General features: G+C 73.3%; 16 protein-coding genes. 1 reads left to right on the forward strand and 15 read right to left on the reverse strand.

Going from position 1 to position 19,095, the window contains the following annotated elements; translation table 11 throughout:
* Positions 1-53: 53 nt before the first annotated feature.
* The 7 genes from ACFU5G_RS08705 to nadC form a co-directional block, all read right to left on the reverse strand.
* Positions 54-794, reverse strand: a complete 741-nt coding sequence (locus ACFU5G_RS08705) for a phosphoglyceromutase (RefSeq protein ID WP_377242790.1) — start codon at positions 792-794, stop codon at positions 54-56.
* 92 nt (positions 795-886) lie between these two features.
* A complete protein-coding gene (gene mshA, locus ACFU5G_RS08710; RefSeq protein WP_377242792.1) occupies positions 887-2,215 on the reverse strand; it encodes a D-inositol-3-phosphate glycosyltransferase in 1,329 nt (442 codons plus the stop codon).
* Positions 2,215-3,270, reverse strand: a complete 1,056-nt coding sequence (locus ACFU5G_RS08715; RefSeq protein ID WP_377242794.1) for a lactonase family protein — start codon at positions 3,268-3,270, stop codon at positions 2,215-2,217. Before ACFU5G_RS08715 ends, mshA begins: the two co-directional genes overlap by 1 nt.
* A gap of 112 nt (positions 3,271-3,382) precedes the next feature.
* Entirely contained in the window at positions 3,383-3,712 is a 330-nt protein-coding gene (locus ACFU5G_RS08720) for an Lsr2 family protein (protein ID WP_020017955.1), read from the reverse strand.
* Between the two features lie 174 nt (positions 3,713-3,886).
* Positions 3,887-4,069: a hypothetical protein gene (locus ACFU5G_RS08725; protein WP_121386579.1), complete on the reverse strand. Its 183-nt coding sequence runs from the start codon at positions 4,067-4,069 to the stop codon at positions 3,887-3,889.
* A 38-nt stretch (positions 4,070-4,107) separates the two neighbouring features.
* On the reverse strand, positions 4,108-5,661 hold the full coding sequence (lysS, locus tag ACFU5G_RS08730) for a lysine--tRNA ligase (protein ID WP_377242796.1): 1,554 nt from the start codon (positions 5,659-5,661) through the stop codon (positions 4,108-4,110).
* 78 nt (positions 5,662-5,739) lie between these two features.
* Positions 5,740-6,669: a carboxylating nicotinate-nucleotide diphosphorylase gene (gene nadC, locus ACFU5G_RS08735; RefSeq protein WP_377242798.1), complete on the reverse strand. Its 930-nt coding sequence runs from the start codon at positions 6,667-6,669 to the stop codon at positions 5,740-5,742.
* A 68-nt stretch (positions 6,670-6,737) separates the two neighbouring features.
* Between nadC and ACFU5G_RS08740 the strand changes: the two genes are divergently transcribed.
* Complete coding sequence (locus tag ACFU5G_RS08740; RefSeq protein WP_377242800.1) at positions 6,738-8,852, forward strand: hypothetical protein; 2,115 nt, start codon at positions 6,738-6,740, stop codon at positions 8,850-8,852.
* Between the two features lie 5 nt (positions 8,853-8,857).
* Here the strand turns inward: ACFU5G_RS08740 and ACFU5G_RS08745 are convergent, their stop codons facing one another.
* The 8 genes from ACFU5G_RS08745 to ACFU5G_RS08780 are packed head-to-tail and all read right to left on the reverse strand — an operon-like array spanning position 8,858 to position 19,095.
* A complete protein-coding gene (locus ACFU5G_RS08745) occupies positions 8,858-12,442 on the reverse strand; it encodes a hydantoinase B/oxoprolinase family protein (RefSeq protein WP_377242802.1) in 3,585 nt (1,194 codons plus the stop codon).
* A 15-nt stretch (positions 12,443-12,457) separates the two neighbouring features.
* Complete coding sequence (locus ACFU5G_RS08750; RefSeq protein WP_377242804.1) at positions 12,458-14,131, reverse strand: L-aspartate oxidase; 1,674 nt, start codon at positions 14,129-14,131, stop codon at positions 12,458-12,460.
* A complete protein-coding gene (gene panD, locus ACFU5G_RS08755; RefSeq protein WP_020017944.1) occupies positions 14,128-14,634 on the reverse strand; it encodes an aspartate 1-decarboxylase in 507 nt (168 codons plus the stop codon). The genes ACFU5G_RS08750 and panD overlap by 4 nt, the downstream gene beginning before the upstream one ends.
* A 4-nt stretch (positions 14,635-14,638) precedes the next feature.
* Complete coding sequence (gene panC / locus ACFU5G_RS08760) at positions 14,639-15,559, reverse strand: pantoate--beta-alanine ligase (RefSeq protein ID WP_377242806.1); 921 nt, start codon at positions 15,557-15,559, stop codon at positions 14,639-14,641.
* A complete protein-coding gene (locus tag ACFU5G_RS08765; protein WP_377242808.1) occupies positions 15,556-16,530 on the reverse strand; it encodes a Rossmann-like and DUF2520 domain-containing protein in 975 nt (324 codons plus the stop codon). The genes panC and ACFU5G_RS08765 overlap by 4 nt, the downstream gene beginning before the upstream one ends.
* A gap of 3 nt (positions 16,531-16,533) precedes the next feature.
* On the reverse strand, positions 16,534-18,087 hold the full coding sequence (locus tag ACFU5G_RS08770) for a PH domain-containing protein (protein WP_377242810.1): 1,554 nt from the start codon (positions 18,085-18,087) through the stop codon (positions 16,534-16,536).
* The gene (locus ACFU5G_RS08775; protein ID WP_377242812.1) at positions 18,084-18,575 is read right to left on the reverse strand and encodes a PH domain-containing protein; all 492 of its coding nucleotides are present in this window, start codon (positions 18,573-18,575) and stop codon (positions 18,084-18,086) included. The genes ACFU5G_RS08770 and ACFU5G_RS08775 overlap by 4 nt, the downstream gene beginning before the upstream one ends.
* Positions 18,576-18,609: 34 nt before the next feature.
* Positions 18,610-19,095 carry a DUF3180 domain-containing protein gene (locus tag ACFU5G_RS08780; RefSeq protein WP_377242814.1) on the reverse strand — a complete coding sequence of 162 codons (486 nt, stop codon included), beginning with the start codon at positions 19,093-19,095 and terminating at the stop codon, positions 18,610-18,612.

Here is a 19,095-nt window from a genome sequence, read left to right on the forward strand (position 1 = left end):
GGCCCGGCCATCGCTGGCCGGGCCCGGCGGGACCCTCTCGTCGTCCTACCGGGTCAGCGACCCTGGTTGGCGACCGCGGCGATCGCGTCCTTCGCGGCGTCCGGGTCGAGGTACGTACCGCCCGGCTTGACCGGGGCGAGCGTCTCCTCGTCCAGCTCGTAGACCAGCGGGATGCCCGTCGGGATGTTCAGCCCGGCGATGGCCTCGTCAGAGACCCCGTCGAGGTGCTTCACGAGCGCGCGCAGGGAGTTGCCGTGCGCGGCGACCAGCACGGTCTTGCCGGCCTTGAGGTCGGGGACGATCTCGCTCTCCCAGTACGGCAGGGCGCGGTCGAGCACGAGCTTGAGGGCCTCCGTGCGCACGACGGGGGCGTCGGCGTAGCGCGGGTCGGCGTCCTGGCTGAACTCCGAGCCCAGCTCGATCTCCGGCGGCGGCACGTCGTACGAGCGGCGCCAGAGCATGAACTGCTCCTCGCCGAACTCCTCGAGCGTCTGCTTCTTGTCCTTGCCCTGCAGGGCGCCGTAGTGGCGCTCGTTGAGGCGCCAGCTGCGCTTGACCGGGATCCAGTGGCGGTCGGCGACGTCGAGCGCCAGGTTCGCGGTCATGATCGCGCGGCGCAGCAGCGAGGTGTGCAGCACGTCCGGGTTCACCCCGGCCTCCTTCAGGAGGGCGCCACCGCGCTTGGCCTCCTCGACGCCCTTCTCGGAGAGGGCGACATCCACCCAGCCGGTGAACAGGTTCTTCGCGTTCCACTCGCTCTCGCCGTGGCGGAGCAGCACGAGGGTGTAGGTCATGGCTCCATCCTGCCGCACTTCCCGGGGCGTCGACGAAGCCGCAGGCAGTGGTCTCAGCCCCTGGACCTGCGCGGGCCCGGGCCGGACGGGCCTCAGGCCGGGCGGGCCTCGGCGTGGTGCTTGCGGGCCCGCTCGTACACGTCCAGCATCTCGTCGGCCGCGCGGTCCCAGCCGAACCGGGTGCCCGAGTGCCGGGCACCGGCGGCCAGCCGCGCGCGCAGCTCGTCGTCGTCCAGGAGGCTCTTGAGCGCCAGGGCCCACGTCTCGGGCTCGTGGTCGGGCACCAGCACGCCGGAGACGCCGTCGTCCACGACCGTGCACAGGCCGCCCACCGCGGCCGCGACCACGGGCGTGCCCGAGGCCTGGGCCTCGGCCGCGACCAGGCCGAACGACTCGCTGTGCGACGGCACCGCGACCAGGTCGGCGGCGCGGAAGTAGTCGGCCAGCGTCCCCTGCGGCACCGGGGGCCGTACGCGCACGTGGGCGGCCACACCCTCCTGGTAGGCGAGCGCCTCGAGCTCGCGGACGGCGGTCGGTCGCCCGGACGCCCCGCCCAGCACCACGAGCAGCGGCGGCTGCCCGTCGCCCTCGGACCACACCCGCTCCCCCAGCGCCCGGACCAGCACGTCGGGCCCCTTGAGCAGCTGCACACGGCCCGCGAACAGCACGATCTTGCGGTCCGCGGGCAGCACGAGGCGCTCCCGCAGCTCGGCCCGCTCCCGGTCGCGCTCCGCGGGGTCCGCCGCGCACCGCGGCGGCGCGAACACCCCGAGGTCCACGCCCGGCTGCACCACGCGGACCAGGGCGGGGTCCGCCCGGTAGTCGCGCACGAGGTCGGCGGCCTCCTGCTCCGTGTTCGCGACCAGGGCGTCGGCCTCGGCGACCACCTGCTCCTCGCCGATGATCCGGCCCTGCGGCTCGGGCGCGTCGCCCGGGGCGAGGGACGCGTTCTTGACGCGCGCCATGGTGTGCATCGTGTGCACCAGCGGCACGTCCCAGCGTTCCGCCGCGATCCAGCCCACCTGGCCCGACAGCCAGTAGTGCGTGTGCAGCACGTCGTACCAGCCCTCGGGGCGGTGCGCCTCGGCGCGCAGCACGCCCGCGGCGAAGGCGCAGAGCTGCCCCGGCAGGTCGTTCTTGTCCAGCCCCTCGTACGGCCCGGCGGCCACGTGGATGACGCGGACGCCGGGTTCGGCGTCGGTCACCTTGGGCTGGGCCGACGACGTCGCCCGCGTGTAGATCTCCACCTGCGCGCCGCGGCGGGCCAGCGCCTTGGACAGCTCCAGCACGTACACGTTCATGCCGCCGGCGTCGCCCGTCCCGGGCTGCTCCAGCGGTGACGTGTGCACCGAGACCATCGCGATCCGGAGCGGCCGGGCGGCGTCCGGCTCGACGAGATCGGGCGGCAGGCTGTCGCGCATCACGCCTCCAGGACGCACGCGGGCACGGGCAGCTCCAGCCGGTCGGTGATCTCGCCCTGACCCGACGCGCGGTCCAGCCGGACCGCGAGCAGCTCGTCGGTGTTCTGCGCCGCGACGACGACGAGCTCGCCGTCGGCCAGGACCGCGTGGTGGCGGGGCCAGGCGCCCGCGCCGAGGTCGACGTCGGCGACGTTCTCGATGGCCAGGTGGCCGGTCACCCGGTCCCCCGCACCGGCGGCACGCACCCTGAGCACCGACAGGACGTCCGGCCCGCGGACGCCCACGTGCACCAGGTCGCCCGCGACCGTGATGTGCGAGGGGTACCCGGGGGCGCCGTCGGCCATGGTGCGGGCGGTGATCGCCACCGAGCCGACGTGCTCCAGCCGGCCCGGACCTGCCGGGACGAGGACGTGCAGGCGGCAGTCCAGCTCGCCGGCGAGCAGGATCGTGCCGTCGGGCAGCTCGACCAGGTGGCGCGGGCCGGTGCCGGGCGGCAGGACGGCGGCGACCTCGCCCGCGCCGGAGCCGTCCAGCGGGTAGGTGCGGAGCTCGTCGGTGCCGAGGTCGGCGACGAGCACGCGGTCGCCCCACACGTGCACGAAGTGGGCGTGCGACCCCTCCTGCCGGTCGGTCACCGGCCCGGTGCCCGCGTGCGGGAAGGTCCGCGGCTGGCCGAGGGCGCCGTCCTCGGCCAGCGGCACGACGGCGGCCACGCCGTCGCCGTAGTTCGCGACCCAGGCCGCGGCCGGCGTCGCCACGACGTGGCACGGGCTCGACCCGCCCGAGGTGGCCGTGGCCACGGGGGCGAGCGCGCCGCCGTCGGCCACGCGGAAGGAGGTGAGCGTGCCCGGCTCGGTCTCGGTGACCGCCAGGAGGGTGCGTCCCGCCGCGTCGAGCGCGAGGAACGACGGCGAGGCGACCGGGGCGGCGAGCTCGCCGCCGGCGAACCGTCCGTCGGCGCCGATGCCGACGCGCCAGACGCCCTCACCGGTGCCCGGTGCGGCGTCGGACTTCGGATAGGTGCCGATCCACAGGGCGATGGTGGGGTTGCTCATGCGATCAGCCTAATGACGTGGGACGGGTGCTCTTGCCGCAAAAGCACGGCGCCCCGGCCGCCCCTCGTCGAGGGGCGCCGGGGCGCAATCCAACGTCGTGCGTACGTCGGCGTCAGCCGTTCGCCTTCGCGTAGGCGTCCTGGACCTCGGCCGCGATCCGGCCGCGGTCGCTGACCGTGTAGCCGTTCGCCTTGGCCCATTCACGGACCGCGGCGGTGTCACTTCCGGAGCGGGACCGGCGCGTGGTGGTGGTCCGCGCGACCGCGGACTTCACCTTGCGAGCGTGGCCGACCCACGAAGCGAGCGAATCACGCAGCTGGGCCGCGTGCTCGGCATTGAGGTCGATCTCGTAGGAGACGCCGTCGAGGCCGAAGTTCACGGTCTCGTCGGCGGCACCGCCATCGATGTCGTCTTCGAGAACAAGCTGAACCTTCTGAACCATACGGGTACTTCCCTTCCGCGCCACAAATTCCGGGGTTAGTTCGCGAGCATGCCGCACTCAATATTGACATGTCAATAATGGGCATGTGACACCGATCACGAAAACTTCACCCGGGTACGTGAAGAGCGGGGATTTGATCCCGCAGGCCCACCCCGATAATCTCGCCCGCGCGGATCAGTGCGAAGCGGAATTCCTGGCGTTTTCCGCCGCTGCCGCCATGGCCTCGCGATCCATTCGCTCGAGTGCCTCACGCTCGTGCCGGTCCGCCCGCAGGATCTTGCGCATCGCAAACCAGAACAGCAGACCCACGCCAACTGAGGGCGTGAGCCCGGCGAGCACCGCAAGCGTCGTATCCATCACAAGATCCTCACAAACTCATCTGGGCGGTCGATATCTCAGGCTTGCGGCTTGACCAGCGGGAAAAGGATGGTCTCCCGGATTCCCTGGCCCGTCAGCGCCATGAGCAGGCGGTCGATCCCCATGCCCATTCCGCCCGAAGGGGGCATCGCGAATTCCATGGCCGTCAGGAAATCCTCGTCCAGCAGCATGGCCTCGTCGTCGCCCGCCGCGGCCATCCTGGCCTGCGCCTCGAAGCGCTGGCGCTGGATCACGGGGTCCACGAGCTCGGAATAGCCCGTGGCCAGCTCGAAGCCGCGCACGTACAGGTCCCACTTCTCGACCTGACCCTTTTCCGTGCGGTGGTCGCGCGTGAGCGGTGAGGTCTCCACCGGGAAATCCCGCACGAACGTCGGCGCGGTCAGGTGGTCGCCCACCCGGTGCTCCCAGAGCGTCTCGACGAGCTTTCCGTGATTGAGGATCTTCTTGTTGCCGACCTCGACATCGAGGCGCTCCGCGATCTTCTCGAGTTCCTCGACCGACGTGGCAGCGGTGATCTCCTCGCCCAGGCTTTCGGAGAGCGAGTCGTACATCCGCAGATTTGCCCATTCGCCGCCCAGCTCGTACTCCGAACCGTCCGGAAGGGTCACGAGGGTGGTGCCGAGAACGTCCTGCGCCGCGGTCTGCACCAGATCCTGGGTGAGCGCGCCGATGGTGTTGTAATCGCCGTAGGCCTCGTACGCCTCGAGCATGGCGAACTCCGGCGAGTGCGACGAGTCCGCGCCCTCGTTACGGAAGTTTCGGTTGATCTCGAAAACCCTCTCGACCCCGCCGACGACCGCCTTCTTCAGGAAGATCTCCGGCGCGATGCGCAGGAACAGCTCCAGGTCGTACGCATTCATGTGCGTCGAGAAAGGCCGCGCCGTGGCGCCCGAGGCAATGGTCTGCAGCATCGGGGTCTCGACCTCGAGAAAGCTGCGGCGATAGAAGTTCTCGCGCAGGGAACGCACCACGCCGGAGCGCAGGCGCACCATGTCGCGGGCCGCGGGGCGCGCGATGAGGTCCACGTACCGCTGACGGACGCGCGCCTCCTCGGACAGGTCCTTGTGCAGCACCGGGAGCGGGCGCAGCGACTTGGCCGCCATGCGCCACTCGTCGGCGAAGATGCTCAGCTCGCCGCGCTTCGACGCGCCGACGTGGCCGTGCAGGAAGAGGTGGTCGCCCAGGTCGACGTCGGTCTTGAAGGCGGCCAGCGCCTCCTCGCCCAGGGCGGCCAGGCTCAGCATGCCCTGGAGGCGGTTGCCCTCGCCGTCCTGCAGCGTGACGAAGCAGAGCTTGCCGCCGATGCGGACGAACACGACGCGGCCGGCGACGCCGACGACGTCCTCGGTCTCCTGGCCCGCCTCGAGGTGGTCGTACTTCTCGCGGACCTCCGCGAGGGTGTGGGTGACCGGGACGGAGACCGGGTACGCCTCGGTGCCGTGCGCCAGGAGGCGCTCACGCTTCTCGCGCCGGATCCGCAGCTGCTCGGGCAGGTCGTCGGTCGGCGGGGTCGCGGCGCTGGAGGCAGCGGGGTTCTCGGTCGTCACGGATGCGATTCTATCGGTGCGCATCACCCGCCGAGTTCTCTTTATCCGCCCGGTTGGACACACCGGACCCGGCGGATATCCAGGAATCCCGGAGAAAAAGGATCAGGCCCGCAGGTCGAGGGCCAGGTCCAGGATGGGCGCGCTGTGCGTCAGGGCGCCCACCGAGAGGAAGTCCACGCCCGCGGCGGCTACCGCGCGCGCCCTGCCGAGCGTCAGGTTGCCGGTGGCCTCGAGCTCGACGTGCGCCGGGACGCCGTCCTTCCCCTCCCGCTCGCGGACGGCGGCGACCGTCTCCGCGAGGCGGGCCGGCTCCATGTTGTCGAGCAGCAGGAAGTCCGCGCCCGAGGCCAGAGCCTCCAGCGCCTGGGCGGTCGTGTCGGCCTCGACCTGGATCTGGACGTCGGGGAACATCTCGCGGACGGCGCGGATCGCGGCCGCGACCGACCCGGCGGCGACCACGTGGTTGTCCTTGACCATGGCGACGTCGTACAGGCCCATGCGCTTGTTGGTGCCGCCCCCGGCGCGCACCGCGTACTTCTGCAGGGCGCGCAGACCCGGCGTCGTCTTGCGGGTGTCGAGCACCTGGGCACCCGTGCCCTCCAGCTCGCGGGCGAACGCCCGGGTCGCCGTCGCGACGCCCGACGCGCGGCTGGCCAGGTTGAGCAGGGTGCGCTCGGCCACGAGCAGCACCTGCGTGCGGCCCGCCAGGCTCGCCAGGACCTGGCCCGCGACGACGGCGTCACCGTCCTGGGCGTGGAAGACGACCTCCGGGGCCGGGAGCGCCAGCCGGTCCGCGACCTGGTCCAGCACCTCCTGCACCACCACGAGGCCGGCGAGCACGCCGTCCTCGCGCGCCACCAGGTCGGCCACCCCCGTGGCCGACGGCGGGATGGTCGCCTGCGAGGTCACGTCACGGCCCGGGGCGGTGCCCAGGTCCTCGTCGAGGGCGATGCGCACGGTGCCGGCGACCCAGGCGGGGTCGAGGCCCGGGACGACCGTGGAGGGGGTGGCGAAGACGGGGAGGGTGCTCACCGGGTCACCGTATCCGTCCCACGCGTCTGAGCCGGTCCCCGACCAGGTCAGCGGCTAGCCTGAGCGGCGTGCGCATCGCCCTGCTCGTGGACGGCCTGGAATCGACCCGCCAGTACCACGCGGACGACGGGCGATCGGTGGTCGACGCGAGCGCCAGGCTCACCGCGGCCGGCAAGCCCGTCGCCGTGGACGTCGTGCGGGACGCCGAGTGCGGCCCTCTCCTGGCGACACTGAGCCGGTCGCGGTACGACGCCGTGGTCTTCGCCTCCAACGCGCTGCGGCACCCCGACGGGCGGGTCGGGGCAGCTGTCCGGGAGCACGCCGCGGAGATCGCCGCGTTCCTCCGGCGGGGCAGGGGTCTCGTTCTGCTGCACCAGTTCACGACTGCCGACCTGCACCTCGAGACACCGGACGGCACACCGCTGCGGTTCGACCGCCGTGGGGCGGCCTCGGCGCTGCCCCGTACCGCCGAGCCGGCCAGTCCGATCGTGCGGTACCCGTTCGACATCGACCTGGACGCGGAGCTGAGCAGCTCCGGCCAGCTCGGCGACCTCGGGTCGTGGCTCTCGATCCCGCAGTCGGCGCTCTCCGGGCTGCTGACCGTCGTCGAGAGCGCTGAGGGCGAGCCGCTGCTCGCGGTCTCCGCCGAACACGTGCCCTGGCGTGTGGTCCTCTCGGCGATGCCCCTGGACTGGCACGAGGCCGTCGGGCTGCTCGCCAACTGCATCGAGTACGCGTGCGCCGGCACCCCCGAGGTCGTCGTCTGGCCGTCGAGCGACGACACCCCGTTGGCCGCGACGCTGGGTCACCTGCGGAACGCGCACCGGGTCCGGCCCGGCGATCCGGCCGAGTCCTGGCTGCGCGCCCGGCCTACCCTCCACGTCGTGTCCGCGGGCGATACGGCGGACCCGGACAGGTTCATCGAAGCGACCCGTGACGGCGGGCTGGTGCTCGCCACGCAGGCCACCGACGCCGCCGGGACCGTCCGGTTCACGGGACGGGCCAGTGCTCGGCAGCACGTCCTGGCACGCGACTTCTTCGCGGCCGACCCGGCCGCAGTGCTTCGCGGGCCCACGCTCGACCCGTTCCCGACCCGGAACGTCGTGGTCGCGGCCCGCTACTACTGCCGAACGGTCCCGTCCACGCGCACCGAGCAGTGGGACCCGCGGCACGACCGTGAGCTGCACGCCCTGCTCCCGTCGCTGTTCTACGACGGCATGACCATCTCGTCGGCGCTGGCCACCGTCCAGATCCTGTGTGCGGTCGGCGCCCGGGCGGGCCTGACCGCCGACGCCGTCGCACGGGTCCGGGCGCTGTCCCCGGGCGATGCGCTCTCGGCGGTCCTGCTCCTCGGCTGTGAGGCTGCGGCGAGCGGCGCGGACGTGCGCGCGTTCGCCGAGGGCATGGACGGGCTGGACCGGTCCGAGCTGAGCGCACCCGAGATCCTGCGCCTGCTCGACTGGGTCGGGTTCCTCGTACTGGTCCTGGACGTCGAAGGCGCCGCTCCCGTGCTCCGTGGAACCGTGGCCCGGCTCGTGAGCTCCTTGCGCAAGGTCACGGCGGACGACGACGTCTGGCTCAGCCACGAAGGGACGGCCACGGTGGCGCTGGCCACCGCGGCGGTCAGCCAGGATCCCGGCGACCTGCAGTCCATCGCGCGGTCCGTGGCGAGCCTGCGCACCGAGTACCAGGAGATCCTGACCTCGGAGGCCAACCTGAGCGCCGCCGCCCGTTACGGTCAGGCGCTTGCCGCGATGGAGTCGGTGGCCCCGCTGGTGCTCGACACTCTCGTCGCAGCGGCGGCGCTCGACCATGTCCCCCAGGGGAGCCCGGGCGACGACCACCGCCATGCGGCCTCCCTCGCCGCGCGGAATCGCGCGCTCCAGACGGCCGTCGAGTCCGAGCGGGCGAGGCGTGCCCGACTCGGCCCGGTCATCGTCATCGGGACCGTGGTCTCCTGGACGCTCGCCCTGGGAGTGGTCCTGGGCGGTGCCGGAATCATCCTCTTCGTCTGGCAGTGGCCGGAGGTCGCACAGATAGTCACCGCGCCGGCCGTCCTCGCCTGGCTCTTTCTGGTGGGCGCCGTCGCTCGCCTGCTGGAGCGCATGGCCGTGCTGCCGCGACCGCTGGGCAAGCTGGCGAGGCGGCTGAGCTCCGAGGTCCGGCGCCGGGTCCGCGGCTGACGCCGCTACGCGGCGCCGTAGCCACCCCCACCCGGGGACTCGATGATCAGCACGTCCCCTGCTCCGAGCTCGACGCGGTCGCAGCCGGCGAGGTGCTCGACGGTGCCGTCGGCCCGGCGCACCCCGTTGCTCCCGAGCGCTCCGGGGGCGCCCCCGGCCATGCCGTAGGGCGGCACGAGGCGGTGGCCGGTGAGCAGGCTGGCGCTCATCGGCTCGCGGAACTCCAGGGCCCGCGTCACGCCGTCGCCCCCGTGCCACCGGCCTGCGCCGCCCGAGCCCGTCCGCACCGAGAAGTCCCGCACCAGCACCGGGAACCTCAGCTCCAGGACCTCTGGGTCGGTGAGGCGTGAGTTGGTCATGTGCGTCTGGACCGCCGACGCCCCGTCGAACCCGTCACCCGCTCCCGAGCCGGACGCGATCGTCTCGTAGTACTGGCGCGTGGCATCACCGAACGTCAGGTTGTTCATGGTCCCTGAGCCTTCGGCCTGGACGCCGAGTGCCGCATACAGCGCACCTGTGATCGCCTGGCTCGTCTCGACGTTGCCGGCCACCACGGCGGCCGGGTACTGCGGGGACAGCATGGTGCCGGGCGGGATCACGATGGTCAGGGGCCGCAGACAGCCGTCGTTGAGCGGGATGTCGTCGGCGACCAGCGTCCGGAACACGTACAGGACCGCGGCGGTGGCCACGGACGACGGCGCGTTGAAGTTGGTCGCGAGCTGGTCGGACGTGCCGGTGAAGTCGATGGTGGCCCGCCGGGCGGCCCGGTCGACCCTGACCTCCACGGCGATCGTGGCGCCGCCGTCGGTCGGGTACTCGACCCGGCCGTCGGACAGCGTGTCGATCACGCGGCGCACCGCCTCGGCGGCGTTGTCCTGGACGTGCCGCATGTAGGCCTGGACGACGTCGAGCCCGAACCGGGCCACCATCGCCCGGATCTCCTCGACCCCCTTGGCGTTCGCCGCCACCTGGGCACGCAGGTCGGCGAGGTTCGTGTCGATCCCTCGGGAGGGATGGCGCGCCGAGGCCAGCAGGTCGCGCGTCTCGGGCTCGCGGAACCGTCCGCCCTGGACGAGCAGCCAGTTGTCGAGGAGCACGCCCTCCTGGTGGATGTCCGTGCTGTTCGCGGGCATCGAACCCGGGGCGATCCCGCCGATCTCGGCATGATGGCCGCGGGAGGCGACGTAGTACAGGATCTCGTCGGGCCCGACGCCGGTCTCGGCGAAGACCGGTGTGATCACGGTGATGTCCGGTAGGTGGGTCCCGCCGTGGAACGGATCGTTGACCGCGAACGTGTCACCGGGCCGCATCGTCCCGTGCCGGCGGGCGATCACCTCCTTGACGGAGGTGCCCATCGAACCGAGGTGCACCGGGATGTGGGGCGCGTTGGCCACCAGGTTGCCGTCCGGGTCGAACAGCGCGCACGAGAAGTCGAGCCGCTCCTTGATGTTCACCGACTGGGCCGTGGCCTCCAGCCGCGAACCCATCTGCTCCGCGATCGACATGAACAGGCTGTTGAAGATCTCCAGGAGCACCGGGTCGGCGACCGCGGACACCTCGTCGCGGGCCCGCGGCTCGGCCCTGCGGACGACCAGGTGACCCGTGTCCGCCGCCTCGGCGCGCCAGCCCGGCTCGACCACCGTGGTGGCGTTGTCCTCCACGAGGACCGCCGGCCCGGTCACGACCTGTCCGGGTGCCAGGTTCTCCCGCCTGTACAGCGGGCAGTCGTTCCATGCACCGCCCGCGAAGACCCGGACGGTCTCCGCCGACGCCTCGGGGACGGCGCCACCGAACCCCGCGCCGGCCGTGGACAGGTCGGGTTGCGGCGTGAGCGCGACCGCCTCCACGGAGATCGCCTCGACGACGAGCGCCCGGTCCAGCAGGAACGAGTACATGGTCCGGTGCGCGGCCTCGAACTCGGCCACCATCGCGTCAAGACGGTCGAGCCGCACCACCACGGTGGTATCGGTGCCGTCGTACCGCAGGTGGACCCGCCGCTTGACGACCACCTCGGCGTGCGCCGCCACGCCTTGCTCCGCCAGGTCCGCGCGTGCGGTGGCCTCCAGGGCGCCAGCGGTCTCGTCGAGCCCGGACAGCGCCGCGGGCTCCAGCGGGGTCTCGACCGCCTGCTCGCGCATGACCGTGGTGTCGGCCAGACCGATGCCCAGCGCTGAGAGCACGCCCGCCATCGGGGGCACCAGGACCGTCTCGATGCCCAGGGCATCAGCGACCGCGCACGCGTGCTGCCCGCCCGCGCCGCCGAACGTCGTCAGCGCGTACCGCGTGACGTCGTGCCCCTTGCGCACTGTGATCCGCTTGACCGCACCGGCCATGTTCGCCACGGCCACTGCGAGGAAGCCCTCGGCGACCTGCTCGGGCGACCTGCCGTCGCTGATGACCTGCGTGAGCTCGACGAACTTGCGCCGGACGACATCGGAATCGAGCGGCTGGTCGCCCCGAGGGCCGAACACGGACGGGAAGTGGTCCGTCTGGATCCGGCCGAGCAGCACGTTCGCATCGGTGACCGTCAGCGGACCGCCGCCGCGATAGCAGGCCGGACCCGGGACGGCGCCCGCGGAGTCGGGGCCGACGCGGTACCGGCTGCCGTCGAAGTGCAGCACGGAACCGCCTCCCGCGGCGACGGTGTGGATGTCCAGCATCGGGGCGCGCACCCGCACCCCTGCGACGTCGGTGTCGAAGACCCGCTCGAGCTCACCCGCATAGTGCGAGACGTCGGTCGAAGTGCCCCCCATGTCGAATCCGATCACGTGATCGAGACCCGCGAGCGCCGACATCCGCACCATGCCGACGATCCCGCCGGCCGGGCCGGACAGGATCGCGTCCTTGCCGCGGAACCGGTGCGCCTCGGTCAGCCCGCCGTTCGACTGCATGAACTGGAGGGGCACCCCGGTCAGGTCGCTCGCCACTCGATCCACGTAGCGGCGCAGCACCGGGGAGAGGTAGGCGTCGACCACTGTCGTGTCGCCGCGCGGGACCAGCTTGACCAGCGGGCTCACCTCGGCGGAGCGGCTGACCTGGGTGAAGCCGGTCCGGGTTGCCAGCTCGGCGATCGCACGCTCGTGGTCCGGGTACAGATAGGCGTGGACGCAGACGACGGCGGCCGCTCGGTAGCCGTCGCGGTATGCCTGGTCGAGCTCGACCGCCAGCGCGTCGAGGTCCGGCGCGCGCAGGACGGTGCCGGTCGTGTCGATCCGTTCGTCGACCTCGATGACCCGCGAGTACAGGGGCTCGGGGAGGACGATGTGCCGGTCGAAGATGCGCGGGCGGTTCTGGTAGGCGATACGCAGGGCGTCCCCGAAGCCTCGGGTGATCACCAGCACTGTGGGTTCGCCCGCCCGCTCCAGCAGGGCGTTGGTCGCGACCGTGGTGCCCATCCGGACAGCGTCCACGGGCTGGGTATCCGCTGGCCCTGCCGTGGTCAGGACCCGCTGGATGCCGGCCACTGCCGCATCGGCGTATCGGTCAGGGTCCTCGGAGAGCAGCTTGTGCGTCGTCAGCGCCCCGTCCGGGTGCCGCGCGACGACGTCGGTGAAGGTGCCACCCCGGTCGATCCAGAATTCCCAGCCCATGCCGCTGATGCTAGGTCAGACGACCGTCAGCGCCCCCTCCCCGTCCAGCCGCACCCGCACCCGGCGCCGCCAGGCGTCGTCCGGCCGCGGGAAGTCCGTGCGGTAGTGGCCGCCGCGGGTCTCCTCGCGCAGCCAGGCCGCGCGGGTCAGCGCCCGCGCCACCATGTGCACGTTGGTGGTCTCCCACTCGGCGGCCTGGGGCTGGGCGACCACCTCGGCCGCGAGGTGCGCGTCGGAGCGGACGGCGCCCAGGCGCTCGTCGGCCTCGGCCAGGGACCGGGCCGAGCGGATCACGCCGGCCCCCGCGGACGTGACCTTCTGGATCCGCGACCGGGCGGCGGCCGCGACCAGCGCGGACCCGCCGGGCCGCTCGGCCGGCTGGTCCTGCTTCAGCTCGCCCGCGTCGAACCGCGCCACGATGTCCCGCGCCGCGCGCGAGGCGAACACGATGCCCTCCAGCAGCGAGTTCGACGCGAGCCGGTTGGCGCCGTGCACGCCGGTGCAGGCGACCTCGCCCACCGCGTACAGCCCGTCCACCGAGGACCGCCCGTCGAGGTCGGTCACCACGCCGCCCGAGTGGTAGTGCTGGGCGGGCGCCACGGGCACGGGCTCCTCGGACCAGTCGATGCCGGCCTGCAGCAGCCGCGCGTTGATGGTCGGGAACCGGGTGCGCAGGAACTCCCGGCCCAGGTGGCGGGCGTCGAGCAGCACGTTGTCGGCCCCGGTCGCGGCGAGCTGCCGCACGATCGCGTGCGCGACGACGTCCCGCGGGGCGAGCTCGGCCATCTCGTGCACGCCCGGCATGAACCGGTGCCCGGTGACGTCGAGCAGCAGTGCGCCCTCGCCGCGGACGGCCTCCGAGATGAGCGGGAGCTGGCCCTTGGCGCCGGACCCGAGCCACAGCACCGTCGGGTGGAACTGGACGAACTCCAGGTCGCCCAGCACCGCGCCCGCCCTCAGGGCCGCGGCGATGCCGTCGCCCGTGGCGCCGGCCGGGTTGGTGGACGACCGGAACACCTGCCCGATCCCGCCCGTGGCCAGCACGACGGCGGGGGCCAGTACCGCGCCGACGCCGTCGCGCGAGCCCGTGCCCCGCACGTGCAGGGTGGCGCCGCAGGCCCGGCCCGACGCCGTGGTCAGCACGTCCAGCACCAGCGCGTTCTCCACGACCTCGATGCCCGGGTCGTGCCGCACGGCCTCGATCTGCGCGACCAGCGCCCGGGATATCTCCGCGCCGGTGGCGTCGCCGCCCGCGTGCGCGATGCGGTCGGCGTGGTGGCCGCCCTCGCGGGTGAGCGCGATGTCGCCGTCGGCCGCCTTGTCGAAGACGGCGCCGCGCGCGACGAGCTCGCGGACGCGCTCCGGGCCCTCGGTGACCAGCACCCGCACGGCCTCGGGGTCGGCCAGGCCGCCGCCGGCGGCCAACGTGTCCGCCAGGTGCGCCTCGGGCGAGTCGGACGGGTCGAGCGCGGCGGCGATGCCGCCCTGCGCCCACACGGTCGAGCCGGAGGACAGCTCGCCCTTGGTCACGAGCACCACGCGGGGCACGCGGGTGCGCAGCTCGAGCGCCGCCGTCAGGCCGGCGATCCCGGAGCCGACGACGATCGCGTCGGCCTCGACGGTCCAGCCGGGCGCGGGGGCCGCGAGGGACCGCGCCAGGCGCGGCCCCGGTCCGGGCGTGGTGCTCACGCCCGGCCCGACGCCGTGCGCACCAGGCCCGCGTGCTGGAACGGCTCGATCGGCAGGCCGCTCTCCTCCAGCCCGTAGCCGTCGGGCACGTGGCCGGGCTCGTCGTTGATCTCGACGATGCGGTTGTCCCCGTCGACGAACACGACGTGCGGCAGGAACGTGCGCGCGTCGTGGTCCGAGAGCATGCCGTACCCGATGAGGATGACGACGTCGCCCGGGCTGACCAGGTGGGCGGCCGCGCCGTTGATGCAGATCTGCCCGGAGCCGGGCTCGCCGGGGATCACGTAGGTGGTCAGCCGGGCGCCGTTGGTCACGTCGACCACGTCGACCTGCTGGCCGGGCACGAGGTCGGCGGCGTCGAGCAGGTCGGCGTCCACGGTGATGGACCCGACGTAGTGCAGGTCCGCCTGCGTCACGGTGGCGCGGTGGATCTTGGAGATCATCATCGGCCGCTGCAGCGAGGCGGGACGGCCGACGGGCGGACGGTGCTCGGTGGTGCTCATGGTGTTACCTCTGGACCTCTGGCGAGACCTCGACGGCCTGGTTGTCGATCAGGCGGGTGGAACCCACCCGTGCGGCCACGAGCAGCAGCGCGGGGCCGGAGAAGTCGTCGGTGACCGCGTCCACGGTCACCGGGTCGACGAGCGCCAGGTAGTCGACCACGACGCCGTCGGCGCCGTCCAGCACTTCGCGCGCGTCGTTGATCACACCCGCCGCGCCGCGGTCCGCGGCGGCGGCCCCCGCCCGCAGCGCGCGCGACAGCGCCAGCGCCCGTTCCCGCTCCTCCGGCGACAGGTAGGCGTTGCGCGAGGACAGGGCCAGCCCGTCGCTCTCCCGCACGGTCGGCACGCCCACCACCTCGACCGAGACCTCCAGGTCGCGCACCATGCGGCGCACGGCCAGGAGCTGCTGCGCGTCCTTCTCGCCGAACAGGGCGACGTCGGGCCGCACCAGGTGCAGCAGCTTGAGCACCACGGTGAGCACGCCGTCCAGGTGCCCGGGCCGGGACGCGCCCTCCAGCACCTCGCCGATCCGGCCGGCGGACACGCGCACCACCGGGTCGCCCTCTGGGTAGACGACGTCGGGCGTGGGCGCGAAGACGACGTCGGCCCCGACCTCCGCGAGCTTGGCGACGTCGCCGTCCAGGTCGCGCGGGTACTTGTCCAGGTCCTCGCCCGCGCCGAACTGGAGCGGGTTCACGAAGATCGTCACGACCACCTGGCCGGCCGGGCCGGCCTCAGCGCGCGCCCGGCGCACGAGCTCCAGGTGGCCCTCGTGCAGGGCGCCCATCGTCATGACGACGGCGCGCCGGCCGGGCTCGTCGCCGGCCTCCAGGGACCCCGCGAGGGCCCAGCGCATCTGCTCGTCGCGCAGCTCCTCACGCGTGCGGACCACGAGCGGGGTGCGCTGGGCAGGTTCGGTGCTCACTGTTTCTTCCTTCCGGCGTGCGACTCCCCGCTGGCGCCGTCGAGCGCGTCCAGGAGGGCCTGTGCGGCGGTGTCGCCGATGCGGTGGCTCGCCAGCGCGCGGCGCGTGGCCCCGCGGGCGAGCTCGGTGTAGCTGTCGGGGATGTCGGTGGCGCCGCTGGCGGCGGCCAGCGCGCTGAGCTCGGTCAGGTGGCTGCGCACGGTGCCGACGTCGCCCCGGGAGACCGGTCCGGTGAGCGCGGAGATCGCGCCCGGCCCGACGCCGTCGCGCGCGTCCGCGGACCGGGTCGCCTGCTCCAGGGCCGCCGAGAGCAGCGGCGCGAGCACCCGGCCGGGCAGCTCCACGCCGGCCGCCTCCAGCGCCTGCGCGGCCTGCGCCACGAGCACCACGAGGTGGTTCGCGCCGTGCGCGAGGGCCGCGTGGTAGAGGCCGCGGGCGTGCTCGTCCACGACCACCGGCTCGCCGCCGATCTCGACCACGAGCGCCTGCCCGATGGGCAGCACCGGCGCGGGCGCGGTCACGGCGAACGTGCAGCCCTCCAGGCGCGCCAGGTCGAGCGACGTGCCCGTGAAGGTCATCGCGGGGTGGATCGCGAGCGGGATCGCGCCGCCCTCCCGGGCGGGCTCCAGCACGTCCGTGCCGTAGCGGCCGGACGTGTGGATCGCTAGCTGCCCCGGCTGCCAGGCCCCGGTGTCGGCGAGGCCGGAGACCAGGGGGCCCAGGGCGTCGTCGGGCACCGCGAGGAGCACCAGCTCGGCCCGCTCCAGGACGTCGGGCACCTCCAGGTTGGGCACTCCCGGCAGGAGCGTCTCGATGCGCTCCCGGGAGTCCTCCGAGATGCCGCTCGCGCCGACCACCGCATGGCCGGCGGCGCGCAGCGCGTTGCCGAGCACCGCCCCCACGCGACCCGCTCCGACCACACCGACACCCAGCCGGCCGGGCCTGCGGCCCACCTCGTCGGGGTCACTCACCGGTCACTCCCCCTGTCTTTCCATCCATCGTTCTGGGCCCGCAGCCGCACGTGCGGTGCGGGCGCGCCGGGCCTGCTCGGTCATGAGCCGCGCCGCGTCCGCCGCGTCCAGGTGCGGCACCTCCGGGTGCACCGGGCCCTCCGTGGAGTGCACCTGGAACGAGGCCACGCCGAGCCGGCGCTGCCACGGGCCCTGGCTCAGGGCCAGCGACTGCGTGCGCTCGTGCGGCACCACGTCCAGGATCTTGACCATGCGGCCCCGGCGCATCAGCAGCGCGCGGCCGGTCACGGTGAACCCGTTGCGGCGCCACGCCACCGGATCCAGTATGCGGGTGCGCCGGGGCGCGGTGACGTAGCTGCTCTCGTTGCGCGAGTCACCGTCCAGGCCCGCGTCGAGCACGCGGCGCGGCTCGTCGACGCCCAGGTCGGGCAGCACGAGGGAGAGCACCGTGAGGGCCTCCTCGCGGGTGCCGACCGGGAGCAGCACGCTGTTCTTCTCCTCGCTCTCGCCCCCGCCGTAGCCGGCGACGTTGAGCTGGACGCGCCACCAGTCGCGGTCCCGCCAGAGCACGCTCTGCACCAGCCGGACGGCCTGCACGCGGCCGGGCGGGATCGTCTGGGAGCGGGTCTCCAGCATGCCGTGCCGCAGGCGGACGCCGTCGGGCGAGATGGCCACCCGGAAGTCGAACTCGCCCGTGACCCGGTTGAACAGGTAGCCGCCGGCGCCCAGCACCGCGGGCAGCGACGCCGAGATGACGGCGAACTCGCCCGTGACGATCATGACCACCACGACCCCGGCCGCCCACAGGAGCAGCGTGATCATGGCGCCGGAGCGCACCACGGAGGCGATCAGGCGGCCCAGCGGCACCGTGAGGACGGGCACCTGGGGCGCCTCGAGGCTGCCCACGGGCAGCGGCGCCTCGGCGTCGGGCCCGGCGGCGAGGTCCGCGACCGGCGCGCCCTCGGGGGCGGCCGCCGTGTCGGACGGCGCCTGGGCGACCGCCGGCCGCTTGCCGGCGACCTTCAGACCCGCGGCGCGGGCGAGCAGCTCGGCGCGCAGCTCGTCGGCGTCGGACCCCTTGAGGAACCCGATGGCGACGCCGGAGTCCGTGCCGCCCGCCGTCTCCAGCGTGAGCTCGCACAGCCCGAAGAACCGGGCCACCAGCGGCTGCCGGATGTCCACCGACTGCAGCCGGTCCAGCCGCGCGTGCCGCTGCTGGCGGAACAGGATGCCGCGCCGCAGGTGCACGGTCTCCTCGCCGACGGCGAACGACGTCATGCGCCAGGCCAGCGCCGAGTAGCCCCAGCCCACCAGGGCGACGGCGCCCAGCGCGACGAGCAGCGTCCACCAGTAGCCGCTGGACACCAGCGTGATGAGGCCGCCGCGCGGTCCGCCGTCGAGGCTCTGCTGCCCCAGGATCACCACGGCGGCGCCGACCACCGCCCAGCCCCGCACCAGCGGGGTGATGGGATGGACGCGCCGCCACTCGAGCTCCTCGGTGGTGTCCTGGGTGGGCTGCGCCGGGGCCCGGTCGACCTCGTGCTCCGGCGTGCTCACAGCCCCGCCAGCCGGGCCTCGCCACGGGACGCCAGGCGGTCACGCAGGCGCGCCGCCTCGTCCGGGGGCAGGCCGGGGATCTGGGCGTCCGTGCCGACGGACGCCGTGTGGAGCTGCACCTTGGCCAGGCCGAGCCTGCGGTCGAGCGGGCCCGCCTCGACGTCCACGTACTGCATGCGGCCGTAGGGCACCACGACCATCGACCGGAACATGACGCCCTTGCGGATCAGGAGGTCGTCGTCGCGCTCGGCGTAGCCGATCGCCCGGACCTGGCGCGGGACCAGGAGGATCGACCACAGCAGGAAGACGGCGGGCACCCCGGCGAGGATCCAGAACCAGGGGCTCACGGTGACCGCGAGCGCGACACCCGCGACCGCCGGGATCCCGAGGCTGATCGTGCCCGGGACCAGCCGGGCCGTCACGAGTCGCGGGGACACGCTGTTCCAGGTCACGTCGTGCGGTTCGAATGGGCTGGTCATGATGGCCATTGTTCCGCAGACCGGTTGCGCTGGGTAGCGGGCCTCAGGCCGGGGCCGGGGACTCGCCCTCCTCCGAGCCGCTGCGGTCCTTGTCGGACGGCGGCAGCTCGCAGAACTTCTCCACCACGAGACCGATCACGGCGAGCACCACCGAGCACAGCACGGCGATACCCGCCGCCACCGCGCGGTCGCGGCGCGGCTCGATCGCGAGGTCGCCCAGCACCACCAGCACCTGCGCCAGGTACCAGCCGCCGAGCAGGGCGCCCGTCAGGGCGGCGGCCTTCGCCAGGACGAGCGTCCGGGCGGCCCGGATGCCGTCGAGCGAGGGCCGCTTGCCCTTCTGGTAGGCCCGCACGGCCCAGCCCATCCAGAACACCACGCCGGCCAGCGCCAGGATCGCCACGTCGACGAGCCAGGGCACCACCGGCAGGTACACGCCCCGCGACTCGAGGGCCCGCAGCACGAGCCAGCCGACGACGGCGACCGCGACGAGGACTGCGATCAGGGTCCTGACCGGGGTTCTGCGCAT

The organism is Promicromonospora sp. NPDC057488, assembly GCF_042802395.1.
Lineage (GTDB): Bacteria > Actinomycetota > Actinomycetes > Actinomycetales > Cellulomonadaceae > Promicromonospora.

What these genes read in the sequence shown, in the direction of transcription:
- ACFU5G_RS08705 (WP_377242790.1), bottom strand. Translation starts at nt 794, where the DNA reads ATGACCTACACCCTCGTGCTGCTCCGCCACGGCGAGAGCGAGTGGAAC.
- mshA (WP_377242792.1), bottom strand. Translation starts at nt 2,215, where the DNA reads ATGCGCGACAGCCTGCCGCCCGATCTCGTCGAGCCGGACGCCGCCCGG.
- ACFU5G_RS08715 (WP_377242794.1), bottom strand. Translation starts at nt 3,270, where the DNA reads ATGAGCAACCCCACCATCGCCCTGTGGATCGGCACCTATCCGAAGTCC.
- ACFU5G_RS08720 (WP_020017955.1), bottom strand. Translation starts at nt 3,712, where the DNA reads ATGGTTCAGAAGGTTCAGCTTGTTCTCGAAGACGACATCGATGGCGGT.
- ACFU5G_RS08725 (WP_121386579.1), bottom strand. Translation starts at nt 4,069, where the DNA reads ATGGATACGACGCTTGCGGTGCTCGCCGGGCTCACGCCCTCAGTTGGC.
- lysS (WP_377242796.1), bottom strand. Translation starts at nt 5,661, where the DNA reads ATGCGCACCGATAGAATCGCATCCGTGACGACCGAGAACCCCGCTGCC.
- ACFU5G_RS08745 (WP_377242802.1), bottom strand. Translation starts at nt 12,442, where the DNA reads ATGGGCTGGGAATTCTGGATCGACCGGGGTGGCACCTTCACCGACGTC.
- panD (WP_020017944.1), bottom strand. Translation starts at nt 14,634, where the DNA reads ATGAGCACCACCGAGCACCGTCCGCCCGTCGGCCGTCCCGCCTCGCTG.
- ACFU5G_RS08775 (WP_377242812.1), bottom strand. Translation starts at nt 18,575, where the DNA reads ATGGCCATCATGACCAGCCCATTCGAACCGCACGACGTGACCTGGAAC.
- ACFU5G_RS08780 (WP_377242814.1), bottom strand. Translation starts at nt 19,095, where the DNA reads ATGCGCAGAACCCCGGTCAGGACCCTGATCGCAGTCCTCGTCGCGGTC.